22 protein-coding genes are annotated in these 22,791 nt (G+C 53.7%); 11 read left to right on the top strand and 11 right to left on the bottom strand.

The window, feature by feature from the left end; genetic code table 11:
• Positions 1-25 precede the first annotated feature (25 nt).
• From DBY68_RS18685 to DBY68_RS18660, 6 genes are all read right to left on the bottom strand, one after another.
• A complete protein-coding gene (locus tag DBY68_RS18685) occupies positions 26-580 on the bottom strand; it encodes a LuxR C-terminal-related transcriptional regulator (protein ID WP_108476030.1) in 555 nt (184 codons plus the stop codon).
• A gap of 490 nt (positions 581-1,070) precedes the next feature.
• On the bottom strand, positions 1,071-2,024 hold the full coding sequence (locus tag DBY68_RS18680; protein ID WP_108476031.1) for a transketolase family protein: 954 nt from the start codon (positions 2,022-2,024) through the stop codon (positions 1,071-1,073).
• Positions 2,017-2,847 carry a transketolase gene (locus DBY68_RS18675; RefSeq protein ID WP_189624426.1) on the bottom strand — a complete coding sequence of 277 codons (831 nt, stop codon included), beginning with the start codon at positions 2,845-2,847 and terminating at the stop codon, positions 2,017-2,019. The genes DBY68_RS18680 and DBY68_RS18675 overlap by 8 nt, the downstream gene beginning before the upstream one ends.
• A complete protein-coding gene (locus DBY68_RS18670) occupies positions 2,844-4,226 on the bottom strand; it encodes a PTS ascorbate transporter subunit IIC (protein WP_108476033.1) in 1,383 nt (460 codons plus the stop codon). Before DBY68_RS18670 ends, DBY68_RS18675 begins: the two co-directional genes overlap by 4 nt.
• Before the next feature lie 22 nt (positions 4,227-4,248).
• Complete coding sequence (locus tag DBY68_RS18665; RefSeq protein ID WP_015966306.1) at positions 4,249-4,521, bottom strand: PTS sugar transporter subunit IIB; 273 nt, start codon at positions 4,519-4,521, stop codon at positions 4,249-4,251.
• 81 nt (positions 4,522-4,602) lie between these two features.
• On the bottom strand, positions 4,603-5,046 hold the full coding sequence (locus DBY68_RS18660; protein ID WP_108476034.1) for a PTS sugar transporter subunit IIA: 444 nt from the start codon (positions 5,044-5,046) through the stop codon (positions 4,603-4,605).
• A 246-nt stretch (positions 5,047-5,292) separates the two neighbouring features.
• Between DBY68_RS18660 and DBY68_RS18650 the strand changes: the two genes are divergently transcribed.
• Together DBY68_RS18650 and DBY68_RS18645 are read left to right on the top strand one after the other, a co-directional pair.
• A complete protein-coding gene (locus tag DBY68_RS18650; protein ID WP_108476035.1) occupies positions 5,293-6,312 on the top strand; it encodes a LacI family DNA-binding transcriptional regulator in 1,020 nt (339 codons plus the stop codon).
• A 150-nt stretch (positions 6,313-6,462) separates the two neighbouring features.
• Positions 6,463-8,109: a Na+/H+ antiporter gene (locus tag DBY68_RS18645; RefSeq protein ID WP_108476036.1), complete on the top strand. Its 1,647-nt coding sequence runs from the start codon at positions 6,463-6,465 to the stop codon at positions 8,107-8,109.
• 119 nt (positions 8,110-8,228) lie between these two features.
• Here DBY68_RS18645 and DBY68_RS18640 read toward each other — a convergent pair whose 3' ends face one another.
• On the bottom strand, positions 8,229-9,113 hold the full coding sequence (locus tag DBY68_RS18640; protein ID WP_108476037.1) for a LysR family transcriptional regulator: 885 nt from the start codon (positions 9,111-9,113) through the stop codon (positions 8,229-8,231).
• 103 nt (positions 9,114-9,216) lie between these two features.
• On the opposite strand from DBY68_RS18640, the gene DBY68_RS18635 reads away from it, so the two are divergent.
• Both DBY68_RS18635 and DBY68_RS18630 read left to right on the top strand, forming a co-directional pair.
• A complete protein-coding gene (locus tag DBY68_RS18635) occupies positions 9,217-9,627 on the top strand; it encodes a CidA/LrgA family protein (protein WP_108476038.1) in 411 nt (136 codons plus the stop codon).
• The gene (locus tag DBY68_RS18630) at positions 9,620-10,309 is read left to right on the top strand and encodes an LrgB family protein (RefSeq protein ID WP_108476039.1); all 690 of its coding nucleotides are present in this window, start codon (positions 9,620-9,622) and stop codon (positions 10,307-10,309) included. Before DBY68_RS18635 ends, DBY68_RS18630 begins: the two co-directional genes overlap by 8 nt.
• A gap of 106 nt (positions 10,310-10,415) precedes the next feature.
• On the opposite strand, the gene DBY68_RS18625 is transcribed toward DBY68_RS18630, so the two are convergent.
• Both DBY68_RS18625 and DBY68_RS18620 read right to left on the bottom strand, forming a co-directional pair.
• Positions 10,416-10,568 carry a Hok/Gef family protein gene (locus DBY68_RS18625; RefSeq protein ID WP_199538674.1) on the bottom strand — a complete coding sequence of 51 codons (153 nt, stop codon included), beginning with the start codon at positions 10,566-10,568 and terminating at the stop codon, positions 10,416-10,418.
• Between the two features lie 244 nt (positions 10,569-10,812).
• Entirely contained in the window at positions 10,813-12,126 is a 1,314-nt protein-coding gene (locus DBY68_RS18620) for a Gfo/Idh/MocA family oxidoreductase (RefSeq protein WP_108476041.1), read from the bottom strand.
• A 47-nt stretch (positions 12,127-12,173) separates the two neighbouring features.
• On the opposite strand from DBY68_RS18620, the gene DBY68_RS18615 reads away from it, so the two are divergent.
• The gene (locus DBY68_RS18615) at positions 12,174-13,742 is read left to right on the top strand and encodes a hypothetical protein (RefSeq protein ID WP_108476042.1); all 1,569 of its coding nucleotides are present in this window, start codon (positions 12,174-12,176) and stop codon (positions 13,740-13,742) included.
• A 235-nt stretch (positions 13,743-13,977) separates the two neighbouring features.
• Here the strand turns inward: DBY68_RS18615 and DBY68_RS18610 are convergent, their stop codons facing one another.
• Both DBY68_RS18610 and DBY68_RS18605 read right to left on the bottom strand, forming a co-directional pair.
• The gene (locus tag DBY68_RS18610) at positions 13,978-14,910 is read right to left on the bottom strand and encodes a LysR substrate-binding domain-containing protein (protein ID WP_108476043.1); all 933 of its coding nucleotides are present in this window, start codon (positions 14,908-14,910) and stop codon (positions 13,978-13,980) included.
• Positions 14,911-15,003: 93 nt separating this feature from the next.
• Positions 15,004-15,498: a DUF1097 domain-containing protein gene (locus DBY68_RS18605; protein ID WP_108476044.1), complete on the bottom strand. Its 495-nt coding sequence runs from the start codon at positions 15,496-15,498 to the stop codon at positions 15,004-15,006.
• Positions 15,499-15,758: 260 nt separating this feature from the next.
• Here DBY68_RS18605 and DBY68_RS18600 point away from each other — a divergent pair, with 260 nt between their 5' ends.
• The 6 genes from DBY68_RS18600 to DBY68_RS18575 all read left to right on the top strand — a co-directional run bounded on the left by DBY68_RS18600 (position 15,759) and on the right by DBY68_RS18575 (position 22,774).
• Positions 15,759-16,364 (top strand): ankyrin repeat domain-containing protein, encoded by a 606-nt coding sequence (locus DBY68_RS18600; protein ID WP_108476045.1) that lies wholly within the window; start codon positions 15,759-15,761, stop codon positions 16,362-16,364.
• 39 nt (positions 16,365-16,403) lie between these two features.
• Positions 16,404-17,267, top strand: coding sequence for a DUF2877 domain-containing protein (locus DBY68_RS18595; protein WP_108476046.1), 864 nt, complete (start codon positions 16,404-16,406; stop codon positions 17,265-17,267).
• Entirely contained in the window at positions 17,257-18,804 is a 1,548-nt protein-coding gene (gene fdrA / locus DBY68_RS18590) for an acyl-CoA synthetase FdrA (RefSeq protein ID WP_108476047.1), read from the top strand. The genes DBY68_RS18595 and fdrA overlap by 11 nt, the downstream gene beginning before the upstream one ends.
• On the top strand, positions 18,804-20,222 hold the full coding sequence (locus DBY68_RS18585) for a DUF1116 domain-containing protein (RefSeq protein ID WP_108476048.1): 1,419 nt from the start codon (positions 18,804-18,806) through the stop codon (positions 20,220-20,222). The genes fdrA and DBY68_RS18585 overlap by 1 nt, the downstream gene beginning before the upstream one ends.
• Positions 20,223-20,434: 212 nt before the next feature.
• Entirely contained in the window at positions 20,435-21,385 is a 951-nt protein-coding gene (locus DBY68_RS18580; protein WP_108476049.1) for a carbamate kinase family protein, read from the top strand.
• A gap of 9 nt (positions 21,386-21,394) precedes the next feature.
• Positions 21,395-22,774 carry an amidohydrolase family protein gene (locus tag DBY68_RS18575; RefSeq protein ID WP_108476050.1) on the top strand — a complete coding sequence of 460 codons (1,380 nt, stop codon included), beginning with the start codon at positions 21,395-21,397 and terminating at the stop codon, positions 22,772-22,774.
• Positions 22,775-22,791 lie beyond the last annotated feature (17 nt).

The raw sequence follows: 22,791 nt of genomic DNA, 5'->3' as shown, positions 1-22,791 counted from the left end.
AAATCCTAAGGGTCAGATTAATGTTTTATCCAAAAGCGGTCATCGCAGAGAATTTTTGAGAAGAGGAAAATGCCAGAAATAAATCCTGTGTTGTTCTGGCGTTAATTTTTACCATTGCGCTTCTTTTATACAGGCTCACCATCTTGACGGTGATTTTTTCGGAGGAAGCAATCTTTGCTGGCGATACACCGCGGCAGAGATATCTAACTACTCTGACCTCTGCATCTGTTAATTGTTGATTTACTATTTTATGAGAGTATAGATAATTAACATTGCTGTTTCTGATAACACGATAAAAATTCGAAATAAAAGACTCGATCGCTTTTTTTATTTCGTCAACAGATGATTTAATGCTCATAACTAAAACGTTTTTAGATATGAGAATTTTTTTATTGATCGTATTTGTTAAAATGACACATGCAATATCCTTATCTCGCCAATATCGAGATAAAGTTGAAACTTCGTACTCATCTTGATCATAGAGTACGGTAAGTTCGATGTTTTTAATTCCTTTAATATCGGAAATAATCGAGTTTAGACCATTTCTGGCATAGCAATCTTGTGCGTACACCTTATACATAACTTACTCCTTAATATCCTTATTATTAATTTCAAATTCAATTCAACAATCGCAGGGAATAATCCTATGGAACAAACACAAAACATAATGAAATAGTATTTTCGCCATCATTCCTTTTACTATCAATGAGTTATTTCCATTTCTACCAATGTGAACAAGATGCATGTCGAATAATAAGAACATTAAATAAACACTGCGTTATCAATATTAACGTTTTGTTAACCTAGGGATTTGAAACGTACCGCGACTCTCATTTTGGGTGTGGCGTTAATAATTCGGGGGGCGGAATGATTGCATATAGAGCGGAGCATGTATCAAAGATTTAAAATCTGAATCAGTGTAGATATTTTAGAGGGGAAAGTTAAGGCGAAGGTGAGTTAATAAAAGGTTTATCCCTGCAGAGAAAATAATATCTCTGATGTGAATCTATAATCTCACGTCCTTTGAAGAGTAAAGACCACCTGTAGAATAGATGGTCTTCATCGATGAGCTAGAGCAGTTCCCGCGCAGCGGAAATAATATTATTGGTAGTCAACCCATACTCCTGCTCCAGAAATTCCTGCGTACCTACCTGGCCATAGCGTTCTTTCACGCCCACACGGCGCATCGGCACCGGACAGGTTTCCACCAGGACTTCCGCCACCGCCGAGCCCAGCCCGTTATGAATGCTGTGGTTTTCGCAGGTGACAATTCTCCCGGTTTTCTCGGCATAGTTCTTCACCAGCATGCGGTCAATTGGCTTGAGCGTAAACATATCGATAACGGCGGCACTCACCCCTTCAGCAGCAAGCTTTTCCGCCGCTTCCAGCGCTTTCGCTACCATAATACCGTTAGCGATCAACGTGATGTCATTGCCGTCGCGCAGAACGTTGCCTTTACCGATAGTGAATGTTGAGCCCGCCTGATAAACCGTTGGCGCCTGTTTGCGGATGGTGCGTACCCAATAAAAACCCTCCAACGTGGCAAGTTGGCGCAGAATATCTTTGAACATCACCGCGTCGGTTACTTCCAGTACCACGGAGTGCGCCAGCCCGCGCACAATGCCCATATCCTCAAATGACATATGTGTGCCGCCGTTGTGGCAAGCGGTGACGCCCGCGTCAGAGGCGATGACTTTGACGTTATTGCGCTGATAATCCAGCGACATAAACAACTGGTCGAAGCAGCGACGGCTGGCGAACGCGGTAAACGTGTGGACGAAGGGTTTCCGCCCGGTGAGCGCCAGGCCTGCCGCAGTGCCAATCACGTTGGCTTCCATGATCCCGCAGTTGATAACGTGGCGGGGGAATTCACGCTGCACGCTATCCATCGCCATCGAGCTCATCAGGTCTGCCTCCAGCGCGATAATCTCGCTGCCCGCCTTCACCTGTTCGGCGATAAATCCTGCATAGACTTTACGCATTTCAACGGTGTCTTTCTCTCCCGCAGGTGCAACCTTAATCATATGCGGCCTCCAGTTGGCGAATAGATTCAGTCAGCGCCTCTCGCATCTCATCATTCAGGCGCAGATGGTGGGTGTTGCTCAAACTTTCCAGATAAGGCACGCCTTGTCCTTTCACGCTATCAAGAATCACGATGCGAGGACGCTCATCACCGCTGCGTACCGGGCGGGTGACGGCCTGAATCGCTGCAATATCATCGCCTTTCACCGTTTGCACATCGAAACCGAAAGCCTGGAATTTTTCCGCAAGATCGAAGGGGGCGATAATGTCGTCCAGCTCCCCGTCCAGTTGCTGCTTGTTCCAGTCGATAAACACCAACAGATTGTTCAGCTTATGGTGGGCAATAAACTGAAACGCTTCCCAGCACTGGCCTTCATTCAGTTCGCCGTCACCGACAATGCAAAATACGCGGTTTGGGCGGCTGGCGAGCTTATGCGACAGCGCCATTCCTGCCGCAATGGATATCCCCTGGCCGAGCGAGCCGGTGGTGGCATCCACGCCGCGTGTTTTGAGCCGGTCCGGGTGGCTTGGCAGGCGCGTGCCATTCTGGTTAAGCGTGGCCAGCTCCTCCATCGGGAAATAACCTTTAATCGCCAGGGTGCTGTACAGTGCCGGGCCTGCATGACCTTTCGACAGGACAAAATAGTCGCGCTGCGGCCAGTCCGGGTCGGCGGGGTCGATGCGCATCACGTCGCCATACAGCACCGCCAGCGTTTCCACAACCGACATGCTGCCGCCATAGTGGCCAAAACCGAGCTGGGTTAAGGATTTCAGCGTGGCGACGCGAATATCACGCGCCAGTTTTTTCAGTTCATCACACATTATGATTTTGCTCCTGTATCCTGCTGCTGCGCGTTAGGTTTACTTTTCACGATGTTGTAGACCACCAGTAGCGCAAACAGCGCCACCACCAGGCCGGTAATCGCCATCGGAGAGAGGTAGCGCGCCAGGTTACCCATGATGATGCCAACGACGCCGAAATCCGCGTCGGAGAAGGTGGTATTCGCGAAGCCAATCGCCCCCAGCACTGGCAACAGCAGCACAGGCAGGAAGGTGATCAGCAGTCCATTGGCAAATGCGCCGATCATCGCGCCGCGACGGCCCCCGGTGGCATTACCAAATACGCCAGCGGTTGCGCCGGTGAAGAAGTGCGGCACGACGCCAGGAAGAATCAGTACCAGCTTGAACTGACCGAGCAGGAATAAGCCGACCAGCCCGCCGAGAAAGCTGAACAGGAAACCAATTAAAACTGCGTTTGGTGCATACGGGTACACCACCGGGCAATCCAGCGCAGGTCGGGCGTTAGGCACCAGCTTTTCTGAGAAGCCGGTAAAGGCCGGCACGATTTCCGCGAGGATTAACCGTACACCCTGCAGAATGATGAACACGCCCGCCGCAAAGGTGATGGCCTGAATGATGGAGTAAACCAGGTAGTTTTGCCCGCCGCTGAGCTGAGTTTCAACATATTCACGCCCGGCACTGACGGCCAGAATCATGTAAATAATGATCATGGTGAGCGAGATAGAGATTGAACTGTCGCGCAGGAAGCTTAGATTTTTCGGCAGGTTCATCTCTTCGGTAGAGCGTGAACCTTTCCCGCACAGGCTGCCAATCCAGCCAGAAAGCACATAACCCAGCGTGCCGAAGTGACCAAACGCGATATCGTCAGTGCCAGTAATACGCTTCATGTAACGCTGTGCCAGCGCCGGGAAGAAGGCCATCACCAGGCCAAGAATCAGTGAGCCGGTAAATACCAGACCGATACCGTCGAAGCCCGCCACCGTCAAAATCACGCCGATCATGCACGCCATATAAAACGTATGGTGCCCGGTCAGGAAGATGTACTTCAGCCGTGTGAAGCGGGCGACGATGATATTGGCGACCATGCCGAAAGCCATAATAAGTGCCGTCGATGCGCCATATTTTTCCAGCGCGATAGAGACGATCGCTTCGTTGTTAGGAATGATGCCCTGAATGTTGAACGCGTGCTCGAACATCCCGCCGAGTGGATTCAGTGAACCTACCAGTACGGATGCGCCGCCTCCCAGCACAATGAAGCCGAGAATGGTTTTGATGGTGCCTTTAACCACATCAGAAAATGATTTTTTCTGTGCCACGAGGCCAATTAAGGCGATTAACCCGACCAGAACGGACGGGACTTTAAGAATATCGACAACAAAATTTAGCGTTTCAAGGATAAACATATCCGCCTCGCTTTAATCAGGATTATTGTGCCGAGAAATAAGCGCTGAGCTTAGTTTCTAATTCATTAATATCGATAATGTTGTTAATGACGACGAGCTGACTTTCCGGAACGCTGGCGCTACTGGCAATATCTTTCGCCATCACAAAAAGATCGGCTGCGCCAGGTGTTGCCGAAGATAAATCTGAGTGCTCAACCTCCGCCTCAATATTTAATTTCTTCAGCACTTTTTTGATATTCATTTCCACCATAAAACTACTGCCCAAACCGGAGCCACAAATTGCCATTATTTTCATGGTTATTACCTTATTTTGAGTAGAGTACGGGCGCACGATGTCAGGGGAGATCGTGAGCATTTAAAACGGAGAAAAATAAAATCAGAAACGAGAAATAATGGTTTTAATCTCCTCTAATGTTTTCGCCTGATGAAGCAAAGCGAGATCCTCTTCGCTGGAAAAAAGCTCGGCAAGCGCCGAAATCATTTCAATATGGCTGTGCTTATCGGGAGCGGCGAGCATGATAATTACATCGACAGGATCAAATTCATCGGCGCCGAACGTTACACCGTGCTGTAACTTCAGCAATGATAATCCCATTCCTCGTGCGCCTTCTTCCGGACGGGCGTGTGGCATTGCCAGGCCGGGTGCCAGGACGTAATAGGGGCCCAATTTTTGATGCTGCTGGATTATCGCCGTCACGTAACCGGGTTCGATAACGCCGGACTCAAGCAGTGGCTGAGCACAAATCTCCAGCGCCTGAGGCCAGCTTTCGACCTCGTTTCGTAGTGCAATGGTGGTGTCATTCAGCCATTGGTTCAGCACATGGATTCTCCTGCAACGTGGGTGTATGGAATGAGCAAACTTTATTCAACGGCGAAGTTAGTAACCGTGATGATTGTCACAAAGATAGCGCTATCAAAATGTATCATTGGAAATTGTGATAGCGCTATCAAATCGAGGCGCATCAATTCACAGCAAAATTGTGGATTTCCGGCGTATACTGCCCACCATGTGAAGAAAAAATGATCGCTAACTCTCTAATAACATAGCGTTTACTCAGGAATTCAAATGTCGATTACCCGAAAACGACGCAGTACGGGAAAGGTTACCCTGGCCGATGTCGCCCAACTGGCGGGGGTTGGAACGATGACCGTATCCAGGGCGCTGCGAACGCCCGAGGCGGTATCGGATAAGTTACGCGAGAAAATTGAAGCGGCCGTTCAGGAGCTTGGCTATGTGCCGAATCTGGCGGCGAGCGCGTTGGCTTCCGCCTCATCGTGGACGATTGCGATGGTCGTGCCGCATCTTGGCGAATTTGGCTGCTCAGAAATGTTTGCCGGATTGCAGCAGGTGCTGCAACCGGCGGGCTACCAAATCATGCTGGCGGAGTCCCAGCATCAGCCGGAGCAGGAAGAAAAACTGCTCGAAACTCTGCTGGCGTCTAACATCGCGGCGGCGGTGTTACTGAGCGTTGAACACAGCGAAAACGTGCGTAACTGGCTGCAAAATGCGTCTATCCCGGTGATGGAGATTGGGGCGATACGTGCTGATCCTATCGACATGAACATCGGTATTGACCATGCCGCCGCGATGTTTGAACTGACCGAAATGCTCATCACGCGTGGCTATCAGCATATTGGTCTGCTGTGCGCCAATCAGGAAAAGTGGGTGTTTCAACAACATCTACAAGGGTGGTACAAAGCGATGCTGCGTCATCACCGTTCTGTGGATCGCGTTATTAACGCGGCCTCGTCGCCCACGTTTTCGACTGGCGCGGCGCAGCTACCGGAATTTCTGCTGGCCTGGCCGGAACTGGACGCGCTGGTGTGTGAATCAGACGAACTGGCCTGCGGCGTGTTGTACGAGTGCCAGCGGCGGCGTATCAAAGTGCCAGAGGATTTAGCGGTAGTGGGATTTGGTGACAGTGATGTCAGCCGGGTGTGTCAGCCACCGCTCACCACGATGGCTGTGCCGCATCGAAAAATCGGTATCGATGCCGGAAAGACGCTACTCGCACGCTTAAGCGATAACGACTGGAGCCCCAAAGCGACCATTACCTCAAGGTTGTGCCAGCGCGACAGCTGTTAACGATTTTTCGCATTTTTTTACCGGTCAATTTTTCATTTTAAGGATCGTCTCGTTTCCTTTTGCGTTACTCTGGTATGCGTATGATACAGAGGCATGACGCTTCATATTTTACGTTTTAGATAATAAGACAACGCTGCAAACAGGGATCGCATGGAAATATTCTTCACCATACTCATCATGACCCTCGTGGTCTCGCTCTCCGGGGTTGTAACCCGTGTCTTGCCATTTCAGGTGCCGCTGCCGCTGATGCAGATTGCCATCGGTGCGCTGCTGGCGTGGCCGACTTTTGGCCTTCACGTGGAGTTTGACCCGGAGCTGTTCCTCGTTCTGTTCATTCCGCCGCTGCTGTTCGCCGATGGCTGGAAAACGCCGACCCGTGAATTCCTGGAGCACGGTCGCGAAATCCTCGGCCTCGCCCTTGCGCTGGTTCTGGTGACGGTGGTTGGCATCGGTTTCCTGATTTACTGGCTGGTGCCGGGCATCCCACTGATCCCCGCATTCGCCCTGGCGGCGGTACTGTCGCCAACCGATGCGGTTGCGCTCTCCGGGATTGTCGGTGAAGGGCGCATTCCGAAGAAAATCATGGGTATTTTGCAGGGTGAAGCGTTGATGAACGACGCTTCGGGCCTGGTCTCGCTGAAGTTTGCCGTGGCGGTTGCCATGGGCACAATGGTCTTTACCGTTGGCGGCGCGACGCTTGAATTTCTGAAAGTCGCCATCGGCGGCATCCTGGCCGGTTTTGTGGTCAGTTGGCTGTATGGTCGCTCGCTGCGCTTCCTCAGCCGTTGGGGCGGCGATGAACCGGCAACGCAAATCGTGCTGCTGTTCCTGTTGCCGTTCGCGTCTTATCTGATTGCGGAACACGTCGGCGTTTCCGGCATCCTGGCGGCGGTCGCTGCGGGGATGACCATCACCCGTTCCGGCGTGATGCGAACCGCGCCGCTGGCGATGCGTCTGCGTGCCAACAGTACCTGGGCGATGCTGGAGTTCGTGTTTAACGGCATGGTGTTCCTGCTGTTGGGCCTGCAATTACCGGGTATTCTCGAAACGTCGCTGGTGGCTGCAGAAGCGGATCCAAACGTTGAAATCTGGATGCTGTTTACCGACATTCTGCTGATTTACGCGGCGCTGATGCTGGTGCGCTTTGGCTGGCTGTGGACGATGCAGCGCTTCAGCCAACGTTTCCTGAAGAAAAAACCGATGGAGTTCGGGAGCTGGTCAACGCGCGAGCTGGCGATTGCCTCCTTCGCCGGGGTGCGCGGGGCGATTACCCTTGCCGGTGTCCTCTCCATCCCGCTGCTGCTGCCCGATGGCAACGTCTTCCCGGCGCGCTATGAGCTGGTGTTCCTGTCGGCGGGCGTCATTCTCTTCTCGCTGTTTGTCGGCGTCATTATGCTGCCGATTCTGCTGCGCCACATTGAAGTTCGTGATCTACCACAGCAGCAAAAAGAGGAGCGTCTGGCCCGTTCTGCAACGGCAGAAGTGGCGATTGTCGCGATTCAGAAGATGGAAGAGCGACTGGCGGCAGATACGCAGGAGAACATTGATAACCAGTTGCTGACGGAAGTCAGTTCCCGCGTGATTGGTAATTTGCGTCGCCGCGCCGATGGGCGTAACGACGTGGAAACCTCCATGCTGGAAGAGCAACTGGAACGTCGTTTCCGCCTGGCGGCGCTGCGTTCAGAGCGCGGGGAGTTGTATCACCTGCGTGCGACGCGGCAGATCAGTAACGAGACGTTGCAGAAATTGCTGCACGACCTTGATTTACTGGAAGCGCTGTTGATTGAGGGTGAGTGATTCTCCCCCTCATCCTAACCCTCTCCCACAGGGAGAGGGAACCAATCGCAGAAGATTACATATTGGTGCCGGTTTTCTCCCTCTCCCTGTGGGAGAGGGCCGGGGTGAGGGGTGCGAGCTTACTTCGGCAACCAAAACCCCTCACAGCACTTCAGCCACGCCTGGGCGCTGTGCGACAAATAAACCCCTTCCCGCCAGATCATGCCCAGCTGCCAGTGGAGTTCGCTCTCAAGCGGTAGCCAGCGCAGCGTTTTCGCATCCAGCCTTTCGCAAATCGGTTCCGGTAAAATCGCTACGCCGACGCCTGCCTGGACCATCGCCGCGAGGAAATCCCATTGGCCGCTGCGCACCGCGATACGCGGCTTCACGTTGTGTTGATTAAACAGATGCATCAACTGACGACTTAAGGCGAAATCTTCGTTATAGATAAGCAACGGATGCGCCGCGAGCTGCTCGGGGGAAACTGACGTCTGTTCCAGCCACTCGCCGGAACGGGGAACCAGCACGCAAAGCGGGTGGCTGAATAGCGGCAACGTCGCAAGGCCACTCTCTTCTTCCACCGGCAGCGCGGTCATGGCTAAATCAAGCTCGCCGTTCATCACCGCCTGCTGTACCGTCAGCCCGCCGAATTCGGACACTTTGAGTTCTACGCCGGGGTAACGCTGGCGAAACAGGCTGATGGGCCCGGCCATCATCATGCCGACCATTGGCGGAATGCCGAGGCGCAGCTGGCCTTTATTGAGGTGGTTGATATCGGTCAGTTCGGCTTCCAGCTGGCGAAATTCATCGAGGATCACCAGCCCGCGTTCAAATACTACCTGTCCGGTATCGGTGAGCAGCAATTTTCGCCCGTCGCGGATGAGCAGGGTGCTGTTGAGTTCATCTTCCAGATTTTTCAGCATCTTGCTGATAGTTGGCTGCGTGACGAAAAGTTTCTCCGCCGCGCGGGTAAAGCTTTGCTGACGTACCACTTCAACGAAATAGCGCAGCGTTCTGATGTCCATGATTATGCCTCGAAACTATACCTGCGATGAGTTTAATTCATTTCTGCCATCCTCGTGCGCTCACTATACTGTGCGCCTCTGATTTTTTCCGGACACTTCTTTCATGGCTGAGGCCTTAGGGCGCGTGATGCCCTCCGTTTTGCAACGTCTTCAGGTGCCGGTGCAGGTCATTCTGTACGCTGGGCTGTTTGTTTTCGCTGAATATCTGGTGAACTGGCTGAATCTGCCGCTGCCCGCCAACCTGGTGGGAATGGTGCTGATGCTGGCGCTGATTGTCTGTCGTATTGTGCCGCTGAAGTGGGTACGTGCGGGCTCGCGCTGGCTGCTGGCGGAAATGCTGCTCTTCTTCGTGCCAGCCGTGGTGGCAGTGGTGAATTACGCGCAACTGCTGATGGTCGATGGCTGGCGTATTTTTCTGGTGATTGCGCTCAGTACCATGATGGTGCTCGGCGCGACCGCCTGGGTGGTGGATAAAGTCTATCGCTACGAACTGAAGCGGATGCGCCATGAGTAACTTTCAGCTGAGCGTGCTGTGTCTTGCGATTACGCTGGTGCTCTATTTCGCCAACAAACGTCTCTATCGCCGCTTTCGCAAATTGCCGCTAATGCCGCTGGTGTTAACGCCGGTTCTGCTGGTGCTAATGCTGGTGTTCGGCCACATCTCCTATCAAAACTATATGGGTGAAGCGCACTGGCTGCTGTGGTTGCTGGGCCCGGCGACCATCGCGTTTGCCGTGCCGGTGTACGACAATCTGGCGATCATTAAGCGTCACTGGATGTCACTCTCTGCCGGGGTGATTACCGCAACGGTGGTGGCGGTGACCAGTTCCGTCTGGCTGGCACGGCTGTTTACGTTGCCGGATGAGATTCAGCGCAGCCTGGCAGTGCGCTCTGTCACGACACCCTTTGCGCTGGCGGCGGCGAAACCCCTTGGCGGGCAGCCTGATTTGGTCGCGCTGTTCGTCGTGGTGACCGGCGTCTTTGGCATGGGGATTGGCGATGTGCTTTTTTTACGCCTGTCTATTCAGGAAGGGATGGCGAAAGGCGCAGGATTTGGCGCTGCGTCACACGGCGCCGGAACCGCACGCTCCTACGAGCTCGGCCCGCAGGAAGGCGTGGTGGCAAGCCTGGTGATGATGCTGTCAGGCGTGGTGATGGTGCTGGTTGCGCCGCTGGTGGGCTGGGTGATGTTCTGATTTTGTAATGAAGAAGCCCGCACGAGGCGGGCTTCGGTAATGACAGGGTGCTCAGAGGATAACCGAACACATAAAGAGTGGCGGGGATTGCCCCCCGCCGATGCTCTTACTCGGATTCGTAAGCCGTGAAAACAGCAACTTCAGTCTGGCTGGTTCGGAAATGAACCTCACAGAGGTCCTTTCTCATTACCAGCGCCGCCAGTAAGGCGGTAATACAGATGATGATTAGGGCGACAAGCATCGCCTTATGCTGCTTCATGGCTCTCTTCTCCTTGACCTTTCGGTCTGTAAGAGGCAGTCTATATGTGTGGAGCATATAGTGGGCCTCGGGTTGATTGAAAAATCACTCGGGGCTTTTCTCTATCTGCCGTCCTGCAAATGCCTGAGACAGATAGCCTCAAGCACCCACACGCATTCTACTCCCTGCGCCTTTGTTTTCTCGATTGATGAAATCCGAATTTTCACCTCTGTGTTTCCGTTGTGACCATCCCTCTCAGCAAGACTTAAGCTTTGCCATCCCGGGCGTGTTTCATCAGACGTGAAACCAGGTCAAACTCCCGGAAATTGACCGGGCGCTGCTGCAGCATCGAAATATTCCCGGCAATCCCGGTGAGAATCGACATCGCCCCGGCACGGTGGTCGGCGGCGCGTTGCAGCGGGTCGTTGCCCGGCACACCGAAAAGATCCGCCAGCATCGCGTTATCGCCACCACCGTGGCCGCCTTCGCCAAGGGTGAAATCCGCTTTCCACGGTTCGGCAAACATCGGGAAGACGGTGATATCACACTGCTCAAGACTGCCTTCGTTCTCGCGTTTGCCGCCCGCGTTAACGTAGGATTTCTCGATAATTTTCATCTCCAGACGCCCTTCGGTGCCGTTGAACACCACGTTCAAACCTTCCCACGGCAAGTAAGCGTTCAGGGAGTAGGTGAGCTGCACCTGATTCTGGTATTTCACCAGCACCGACAGGGTGTCTTCGATGGTAATCCCATCGCTAAAAACGCTCTGATCGCGGAAATAGTTATCTTCATGTTCGGCGTCCAGATAGAGCGCTTTAAGCTGCGGGTTTTCCGCCATTTCCAGCGCAAACGGATCATTTTTCGCTTCCGCGTAGCCGTGAGTGCGTGGATAGAACTGCGTCACACCGCGTTTTTCGGCGTTCTCTTTGCCGTAGAATTGCAGGCTGCCTTCGGCATAAACGCGTTCCGGGTAGCTCACCAGCCAGAAGTTCATCAGATCGAAATGGTGAGTGGATTTATGCACCAGCAGGCCGCCGCTGTTGCGTTTTTCCCGATGCCAGCGACGGAAATAATCTGCCCCGTGCTCGGTATTGAGCAGCCACTCGAAGTGTACCGATGTGACCTGACCAATCACCCCCTGCATCAGCAGCTCGCGTATCTTGCTGTGATGCGGCGCGTAGCGATAGTTGAACGCCACGCGCACGGTATGCCCGGTTTCTTCGATGGCATCCAGAATGCGCAGGGCTCGCTTCTCATCGATGGTCATCGGTTTTTCGGTGATCACATCACAGCCCGCGTGCAGCGCCCGCACAATATAATCATCATGGGTGCGATCCATGGTCGTGACGATAATAATATCCGGACGGGTTTCGCGGATCATCTCTTCAAACTGCGCGGCTTTCCAGGTGGAAACGGGCGCGGCACCTTCCTTTTGCAGCAGCGTATTAGCGTAATTCATACGCGTCTGATTGGTATCGCAAAAGGCCACCAGTTTGGCATTCTCGCGCCATTGACCGCCGATAGCCGAAATATATAAACCTGCACGTCCTCCCGTGCCGACCAGCGCATATTTTTTCATTGTGTCCTCGATTATGATAAACGACCAAATAACGGCAGGATGTCGCGATGAAACGTATTCCCCACCAGTTGATGGAACTGAATAGCACCTTTATCTGGCACTGGCCCTGGTTTATTCAGGGTGTGCAGAGTGCGAAACAGCATGGTTTCACCGGGATAATCCTGCACCAACAGGAACTGCTTTCTATTCTGGCTACGCCCTCGCCATTGAGTCAGAAACTGAATGTCGAGAACCTTATTCATCAGCAAAATTACGCGCTGCTGTATTTAAAACGCGTTGACCGTTATCTGGCCGACAATAATTTATCTTTTTGGCTTCAGGGCGAAGCCGCGCCGACGGATGACATTATTAAGCGCAAATTTCCCGAGATGGCATTCGATGAAAAAAGCGCGCCCGATTTCTGGCCGCAGTTTTATGCGGCAATCATGCATCCGTTATTACAGGCGTTGCCGCATCTGAGCGGTTTAATTCTTAGCCTGACAACGCCCGCGTTTCAGACCTCCGGCTGGCAGCACAGCCTGCATTCCGTCTGGAGCCTGCTGCGCGGGCAGGGAAAAAAGCTGGTTTTGCGCGACTTCATTGATGACAGCTGGCCGCGCCAGCAGCTCTCGAGCATTCTCGCGACGCTGCCGGGCGATGTGCGCGCCTCCATCAAAGCCACCGAGCTGGATTACCACCCCGGCTTCGCCAACCATCCCAATATCGCCACGCTGCCAGGCCACAATAAGTGGATCGAGTTTGACCTCTTCGGCACCGGCTACGGCTGGACGGCGCTGCCGTGCTATCTCGCTGATGAAATCAGCGGTCGCCTGAGCTGGGCGCTGAGCGTGGCGGAAAATGAAGTGGAAGCCATCACTTCCCGCGTCAGCTGGCAGTGGCTGCCCGACAGCCGGGTGATGGACTCCTTCAACGCCATCAATCTGCTTGGCCTGTCGGCGGCGAATCAACTTCAGGAGGGCGCGCTTACCACCTTCGAACGCTGGGCTGAGCAGCAACAGCTTCGTTTCCGTTCCGCACAGGATAAACAGCGTCTCGCCGCCCTGCTGCATACCAGCTATGACTGGCTGTGCAAAACGCCCAACCTGCTGGGGCGGCGTATGCACTATCAAAGCCAAATCCCCGAAAGCCTCGCCCAGGCGCAGCAGTTGCTGCACATGGATACCCGCAGCGCCAACTGGATGCAGGCTTACCAGCCGCTGATGCCCACCGACGATCCGTCGCTTGGTAATGAGCAGCGCGAGCTGATCGCCCTTGAGAAAGAGACCGCCTGCTTCCTCGCCGCCAACGCTGTGCAAAGTCTGCGGGCGCTCATGCCGCGCATCACCTGCCCGAACGATACGCTGGAACAACTTCTTGCCGCCTGGCGTAGCGCCGAGGTCTACAGCCAGATGTTTTCTCGCGTCGCTGCCAGCGTGACGCTGCTCACCTGGCACGATCATTACGGTAGTGAGCCCTCCGCCAGCGTACTTGCCGAACAGCAGAACGCGCTGCTGCGTTATGCCGACACGCTCGACCGCTGGCTGGACACGCCGCCCGCAGGCAGCCCGCTGTTTTTGTCGATGTTGCTAAACCCGGCGCGTTTGAGCCGTTTCGCTGACAGTTTGTCGATGGGGTAAGAATAGGGAGCGGCTCGCGAAAAGTCGTCTGTGGGAAGGATGAAGAAGAGCGGAGAAGTGTAGAAGGGGTAAATAGTGTGATAGAGATAGCGAATTGATGAAAATCAATGTGATGCAGATCGTTTTTTAACAGCTACAAAGCGTGATTTCAGTCACCAGACGGGCGTGAAAATGTGATTTTTGAACAACACGAAAATCAGTGGGATATGCTGGACGATCGCAAAGTCCCATCGAATCAGTTCTCTCTATGTAAAAGGTCTTGATAAATTCCGCTCAAAATCCCGCCGGGAGCGAACTCTTTTTTAATCCACAGTGTTACCTGTCCGGTGGCGGAGTGGCGCGTCGCCAGCAGCATACGAGAATCCTGACGTGGGTTATGGATTTGTCGGGTGACCAGCAGTGATTGTTCTGCTGCTTTACGCACCATGTAGTCAGGTAAAAAACCGATTCCAGCGCCGAGGATCTGGCACTGGCATTTGGTGTTGAAATCAGGCACCAGCACCGATTCCTGACCGTGCAGCAGCCAGCCTACCTTCTTATTGATGGTATGCGCGGTATCTTCCACCATGATATTGGGATAAAGGCGTAGCTGACTTTCGGCGATGGGCTCCGGCATAAAGGCCAGGGGATGATCGGGGGCGATGGCGAAAACCCAACGAATCGCGCCAATTTCGGTGTAATCAATGCCGCCGCCGTCGAGCAGGGTATCCGGCGCGCCGATAGCAATGCTGGCCTGGTTATTGATCATCGCATCCCAGACGCCGTTATACACTTCCGTGGTGACGGTAATCTGGCAAGTGGGAAATTGCTTTTTCAACCCCTGAAGCAAGCGGGCGGTATGTTCCGGTGTATAAAGCAACTGGTTGATACAAATGCGAATTCTTGTCTCTATTCCCTGGGCGATGGTATCAATACTGCGGCGAATGGCGTGAAAGTCATTGAGCAGATCGCTCGCTTTACGCAGAAAGTAGCGCCCGGATTCCGTCAGTTCTATGCTGCGGGTATTACGGGTAAACAGCACCACATCAAGGCCGGTTTCCATCCTGCGAATCGTGTAGCTGATGGCGGAAGTCGTCAGCCCTAACTCCTCCGCCGCTTTACTAAAGCTGCCGTAACGTGCGGCGGTGGTAAACGCCAGCAGGTTTTCTTCCGTAAAAATTGAGTTCATTTTCCTGCTCCGGTTACCGCATTATGCTCCTGTTTTACTGTAGTGATTCTCAGGGCAAAGTGACAATCACTTTTGAATAACTTTTAAAACTGATTACACCTTCTCTTTTGAGGTGGCTTCACTCAGCCTGCGCCCGGTATATTCCGAGATGAGTCCGATGCCGTTCCCGACGATAAAACCGGACAGCGCAACGGCCCAGTTAAGCCCGGTGGCGAAAAAAAGCGTCATGCCAAGAAAGCCGCCGGGAATAAACGAGGTCAGCCAGAAGCGCCCCTGCCAGACGATCGCCGCTGAGAAAGGAATAGTCATTATCACGCCAGCCAACCACGGCGAAAGCCCGGACGTGGTGGCTAACCAGCCCGTCGCCAGCGCGGCCAGAGAAGCCCATATCGCCCCGGAGACGTTAACGAACAGGCTTTTCGTAAATCCGGCTTTTCCGCCGCCAGCCGCATAGAAACTACAAAACGAGACAAAACCCGTTGTGCCTAATAACTCCCAACCTGGCGTCATTCCGACCCTGGAGGCCACCATTTGCCAGAGCCCTGCGCAAATACCGACGGTGATACCTGTTGCGGTGAGTCCGTTCATGGTGCCCCCCAATATCATGTTTACTGAATGTGTTGGTTTCGTTTCGGAACTATATCGAAATAAAACCCGGTTGAGTTAAGGGGTATAGAGGTAAAGGAACAAACAGTGTGTTAACGCACACTCTGCCTCCATTGTTGAATTACTTTCAATAATAAGGCGTGTTATGGCGAATTAAATTTAACCGCCTTCTTTTCCTGAAGTTTCATTGCTATCCTCGAATTATGGATCAAACAGCCACATCATCAGCTGGGGGAATATTTATGACCACGAATAATTTGGCGAGTGAGTTTTTGCTGGCAGCCCAACATGGAAATGTTGATGCGCTCAGAAACTGTTTGCGGCAGGGTGTTGATGTTAATACACGTAATAGAACGAAGCAAACCGCCATTATTCTTGCGAGCCTGAATAAACATTATGACTGCGTGCAAATATTAATAGATGCAGGTGCAGATATTAATATGCAGGATAACATCTGTGCTAATCCTTTTCTGCTGAGTTGCCTGAATAATGATTTAACGCTTTTGAATTTAATTCTGCCCGCCAATCCCGATCTCAACCGTTTAACGCGTTTTGGCGGCGTGGGGCTGACGCCCGCCTGCGAAAAAGGCCATATCAATATTGTACGCGAATTATTAACCCGCACTGATATTAACGTTAATCAGACCAATTATGTTGGCTGGACGCCGCTGCTGGAAGCTATTGTGTTTAATGATGGCGGTGAAACGCAGCAGGCAATTGTACGTCTTTTACTGCAACACGGTGCCAGCCCGCATATGACCGATAAATACGGTAAAACGCCACTCGAACTGGCGCGCGAAAAAGGTTTTTCTGAAATTGCCGAACTGCTGATTGCGGCGGGTGCATAACGAAGGAGAATCGCCATTAACACACCACTATACCGGTGTGTGCAGGCGCTAACGGCAGATGCAGGTTTTCTGGCCGAACGGGGTTCAGGGCAGATTGCACAGGTATTTAATCGGGCGGTTAATCTCTGGCTTCCTGCCCGGCGGCGATGGTTGACACTGCTGAGTGAAAGCTGTGATAACGCCCCAAATAGCTGTAGGTTAGCGCTCACTCACTTTGATGCTTCATTCCAGCCTGGCCAGTCGATTGAGTTGCATCATCATGGCGTCATGGTTGCTGATAAACTGAAAATTGATACGCTGTCATGCCGCTGCTGGCAGCCGCCAGATTTAACGCTAAGTCGCGAACGTTTTCGCCAGATTCCGTGGCTTAAATTGCGCGATATAATTTTGCAGCAACTACAAAAGCATGACACGCTTTTTCTGGGAGGCGGAAATAACCCTTTTTATCAGGCGATATCTGAGCAATTGCAGCGTAACCGGGAAATACTATTTAAGGCGCTGCGTGGTAATTTAAATATCACGTCCGCCGTTACACAGATGATAGGTTTGGGCATCGGGCTTACGCCGTCTTCCGATGATTATCTGGTGGGAATGAGTGCAATTCTCTTTATTCCTGGTCACCCGGCAGCGCATCTGCGTGATGAATTTATATCGGCCCTGGCGTGTGCCGAAAAAAATACAACAAGCCTGAGTGCCACGACGCTCGAGGCGGCATTCGATTATCGTTATCGTGAAAATATTTATGCGTTTATTGCCAGCCTGATTAATGACCCCAGGCAATTATCGGAAAAGAACATCGCGGATATTAAAAGTATTGGCTCCAGTTCCGGCTGCGACATGCTGTTTGGCATGGCCGATGGCTGTGCGCTGAGCCAAACCTACGGAGGGAATTATGTCAGTTAAAATAGTCATTAAACCGAATACTTATTTTGATTCTGTCTCGCTGATGTCCATCTCCACGCGCGCAAATAAACTCGACGGCGTCGAGCAGGCATTTGTGGCGATGGCGACGGAAATGAACAAAGGCGTGCTGAAGAATTTAGGACTGCTGACGCCGGAGCTGGAACAGGCGAAAAACGGCGACCTGATGATTGTCATCAACGGCAAAACAGGCGCGGACAACGAACAGTTGCTGGCTGAGATTGAAGAACTGTTCAATACCAAAGCGCAAAGTGGCTCGCATGAAGCGCGCTATGCCACTATTGCCAGCGCCAAAAAGCATATTCCGGCAAGTAACCTGGCGGTGATTTCCGTTAACGGTCTGTTTGCCGCCCGCGAAGCGCGTCAGGCGCTGCAAAACGACCTCAATGTGATGCTGTTTTCTGATAACGTCTCAGTTGAAGATGAACTGGCGCTCAAGCAACTGGCCCACGAAAAAGGGCTGCTGATGATGGGGCCTGACTGCGGCACGGCGATTATTAACGGCGCGGCGCTCTGCTTTGGTAACGCTGTGCGTCGCGGCAACATCGGTATAGTTGGTGCATCTGGCACCGGTAGCCAGGAACTGAGTGTCCGCATTCATGACTTTGGCGGCGGCGTTTCACAACTGGTTGGCACCGGCGGGCGTGATCTGAGTGAGAAAATTGGCGGCCTGATGATGCTCGATGCCATCGGCATGTTAGAAAACGATCCACAAACGGAAATCATCGCCTTAATTTCTAAACCGCCAGCGCCTGCGGTGGCCCGCAAAGTGCTGGAACGTGCGCGCGCCTGCCGCAAACCGGTGGTGGTTTGCTTCCTCGGTCGTGGCGAAACATCCGCTGATGAGCCGGGGCTACAGTTTGCCCGCGGCACCAAAGAAGCGGCGCTGAAAGCGGTGCTGCTCTCCGGCGTGAAACAAGAAAAGCTCGACCTGCATTCGCTTAACCGGTCGTTGATTGCGGACGTGCGTACTCGCCTGCAACCCCAGCAAAAATACATTCGTGGGCTGTTCTGCGGCGGCACGCTGTGTGACGAAACAATGTTCGCGGTGATGGAAAAACACGGCGATGTCTACAGCAATATCCAGCCCGATCCTGAATTCCGCCTGAAAGATATCAACCGCAGCATCAAACACACCTTCCTCGACTTTGGCGATGATGATTTTACCAACGGCAAGCCGCACCCAATGATTGACCCGACCAATCGCATCAGCCGCTTGCTCGAAGAAGCGCGCGATCCGGAAGTGGCGGTGATCGTGATGGATTTCGTGCTCGGATTTGGATCGCATGAAGATCCGGTCGGCTCCACCATCGACGCGATCAAAGAAGCGAAAGCGATCGCCGCTGCCGAAGGCCGTGAATTGATCATTCTCGCCTATGTGCTGGGCACCGATCTTGATACGCCATCGTTAGCACAACAGAGCCAGATGTTGCTTGATGCCGGCGTGATTCTGGCCAGCAGCAGCACCAATACCGGATTGCTGGCGCGTGAATTTATCTGCAAAGGGGAGGAAGCCTGATGAGCCCGTCACTGTTTAGCCAACCGTTGAACGTTATTAACGTCGGTATTGCCATGTTTAGCGATGACCTGAAAAAGCAGCATGTTGAAGTGACCCAGCTCGACTGGACGCCGCCGGGGCAGGGCAATATGCAGGTGGTGCAGGCGCTGGACAACATTGCCGCTTCGCCGCTGGCAGACAAAATCGCCGCCGCTAACCAGCATGCGCTGGAGCGCATTATCCAGTCGCATCCGGTTTTGATTGGCTTTGATCAGGCGATTAACGTGGTGCCAGGCATGACGCCGAAAACCATTCTTCACGCCGGGCCGCCGGTCACCTGGGACAAAATGTGCGGCGCGATGAAAGGCGCGGTCACCGGGGCGCTGGTGTTTGAAGGGCTGGCGAAAGATCTCGACGAAGCGGCTGAACTGGCGGCCTCCGGAGAGATTACTTTCTCGCCGTGCCACGAACATGACTGCGTGGGGTCGATGGCGGGCGTCACCTCGGCCTCGATGTTTATGCACATCGTGAAAAACAAAACCTACGGCAACCTCGCGTACACCAACATGAGCGAGCAGATGGCGAAGATTTTGCGCATGGGCGCCAACGACCAGAGCGTGATTGACCGTCTCAAGTGGATGCGCGATGTGCAGGGGCCCATGCTGCGCGACGCGATGAAAATTATCGGTGAGATCGATCTGCGCTTAATGCTGGCGCAGGCGCTGCATATGGGCGATGAGTGCCATAACCGCAACAACGCCGGAACGACGCTGCTGATTCAGGCGCTGACGCCGGGGATTATTCAGGCCGGTTATTCCGTTGAGCAGCAGCGCGAAGTGTTTGAGTTTGTCGCCAGCAGCGACTACTTCTCCGGCCCGACGTGGATGGCGATGTGTAAAGCGGCGATGGATGCGGCGCACGGCATCGAATACAGCACCGTGGTGACCACCATGGCGCGTAACGGCGTCGAGTTCGGCCTGCGGGTCAGCGGCCTGCCGGGGCAATGGTTTACCGGCCCGGCACAGCAGGTGATTGGCCCGATGTTTGCCGGGTATAAGCCGGAAGATTCAGGGCTGGATATCGGTGACAGCGCCATCACCGAAACCTACGGCATTGGTGGATTTGCCATGGCGACCGCGCCCGCCATCGTCGCGCTGGTGGGCGGTACGGTGGAGGAAGCTATCGATTTCTCCCGCCAGATGCGGGAAATCACCCTCGGTGAAAACCCCAACGTCACCATTCCGCTGCTCGGTTTTATGGGCGTGCCGTCGGCAATCGACATTACCCGCGTGGGTAGCAGCGGCATTCTGCCGGTGATCAACACCGCCATCGCGCATAAAGATGCGGGCGTCGGCATGATTGGTGCGGGCATCGTGCATCCACCATTCGCCTGCTTCGAGAAAGCCATTCTTGGCTGGTGCGAACGTTACGGCGTCTGACTGAGATGTTCATGCCGGAGGCGGCGTGAACGCCTTATCCGGCCTACAAATGCCACGAGAATTTGTAGGCCTGATAAGACGCGCGAGCGTCGCATCAGGCATTTTTCACCATTGCCGGATAGCAACAGAATTTGTAGGCCTGATAAGCGTAGCGCATCAGGCAGTCTGACGTTGGTCATAACCCCATCACCTTCTGTAGCGGACATAACAATATGAAAGAGCTTGTGGTCGTTGCCATTGGTGGCAACAGCATTATCAAAGATAACGCCAGTCAGTCGATTGAGCATCAGGCGGAGGCGGTGAAAGCCGTCGCCGATACGGTGCTGGAAATGCTGGCTTCCGATTACGACATTGTGCTGACCCACGGTAACGGGCCACAGGTCGGGCTGGATTTACGCCGCGCGGAGATTGCTCACGAGCGCGAAGGGCTGCCCTTAACGCCACTGGCGAACTGCGTGGCGGATACGCAAGGTGGTATTGGCTACCTGATCCAACAGGCGCTGAACAACCGGCTGGCCCGTCACGGCGAGAAAAAAGCCGTCACCGTGGTGACTCAGGTCGAAGTGGATAAAAACGATCCTGGATTTGCTCATCCCACCAAGCCCATCGGTGCATTCTTTAGTGAAACCCAGCGTGACGAATTACAAGAGGCAAATCCTGACTGGCATTTTGTTGAAGATGCCGGACGGGGCTATCGCCGGGTTGTTGCCTCGCCGGAACCCAAACGTATTGTCGAAGCACCCGCCATTAAGGCGCTGATCCAACAGGGCTTTGTGGTGATTGGCGCGGGAGGCGGTGGCATTCCCGTGGTGCGTACAGAAGCAGGCGATTACCAAAGCGTGGACGCGGTTATCGACAAAGATCTCTCCACTGCGCTGCTGGCGCGCGAAATTCACGCCGACATTTTAGTGATCACCACCGGCGTGGAAAAAGTGTGTATTCACTTTGGCAAGCCGCAGCAGCAGGCGCTGGATCGGGTGGATATTGCCACCATGACCCGCTATATGCAGGAAGGGCATTTCCCGCCTGGCAGCATGTTGCCAAAAATCATCGCCAGCCTGACGTTCCTGGAACAGGGCGGCAAAGAAGTGATTATCACCACGCCGGAATGCCTGCCAGCGGCACTGCGCGGCGAAACGGGCACCCATATTATTAAAACCTAAGGACGTAAGATGAAAGAAAATAATAGCCGCCGTGAGTTTCTGAGCCAGAGCGGTAAGATGGTCACCGCCGCTGCGCTGTTTGGTACGTCTGTGCCGCTTGCCCATGCGGCGGTCTCTGGCACCACCCACTGCGAAGCGAATAACACCATGAAAATCACTGACCCGCACTACTATCTCGACAACGTGCTGCTGGAAACCGGTTTTGATTATGAAAACGGTGTGGCAGTGCAGACCCGTACGGCGCGCCAGACCGTGGAAATTCAGAACGGCAAAATTGTTGCCCTGCGCGAGAACAAGCAGCATCCGGACGCCACGCTGCCGCACTATGACGCAGGTGGTAAGTTGATGCTGCCCACTACCCGCGATATGCATATTCATCTCGACAAAACCTTTTACGGCGGGCCGTGGCGCTCGCTCAATCGCCCGGCGGGCACCACCATTCAGGACATGATCGCGCTCGAGCAGAAAATGCTGCCGGAACTGCAACCGTACACGCAGGAGCGGGCGGAAAAACTGATCGATCTCTTGCAGTCGAAAGGCACCACCATTGCCCGCAGCCACTGCAATATCGAACCGGTTTCCGGCCTGAAAAATCTGCAAAACCTGCAGGCGGTGCTGGCGCGGCGTCAGGCGGGCTTCGAGTGTGAAATTGTCGCCTTCCCGCAGCACGGTTTGCTGCTGTCGAAATCGGAACCCTTAATGCGCGAAGCGATGCAGGCGGGGGCGCATTACGTCGGCGGGCTGGATCCCACCAGCGTCGATGGCGCGATGGAAAAATCCCTCGACACCATGTTCCAGATTGCGCTGGATTACGACAAAGGCGTCGATATACACCTGCACGAAACTACGCCAGCGGGCGTGGCGGCCATCAATTATATGGTTGAAACCGTAGAGAAAACGCCGCAACTGAAAGGCAAGCTGACCATCAGCCACGCTTTTGCGCTGGCAACGCTCAACGCGCAACAGGTGGATGAACTGGCGCACCGCATGATGGCGCAGCAAATTTCTATCGCCTCGACGGTGCCGATTGGCACGTTGCATATGCCGCTCAAACAGTTGCACGACAAAGGCGTGAAAGTGATGACCGGCACTGACAGCGTTATCGACTACTGGTCGCCTTACGGCCTGGGTGACATGCTGGAAAAAGCCAATCTGTATGCGCAGCTCTATATTCGCCCTAACGAACAGAATTTGTCCCGTTCGCTGTTTTTAGCTACGGGTGATGTGTTGCCACTCAATGAAAAGGGCGAGCGTGTCTGGCCAAAAGCCCAGGATGACGCCAGCTTTGTGCTGGTGGACGCCTCCTGTTCCGCCGAGGCGGTCGCGCGTATTTCACCGCGCACGGCGACGTTCCATAAAGGGCAACTGGTGTGGGGGAGTGTGGTGTAGGATGCGGGTTTCCCCGG

The sequence above is a fragment of the Pseudocitrobacter sp. RIT415 genome (assembly GCF_003057695.2).
In the GTDB taxonomy this organism is placed as follows: Bacteria; Pseudomonadota; Gammaproteobacteria; order Enterobacterales; family Enterobacteriaceae; genus Pseudocitrobacter; species Pseudocitrobacter faecalis.
This window is presented reverse-complemented; position numbering and strand designations above follow the sequence as displayed.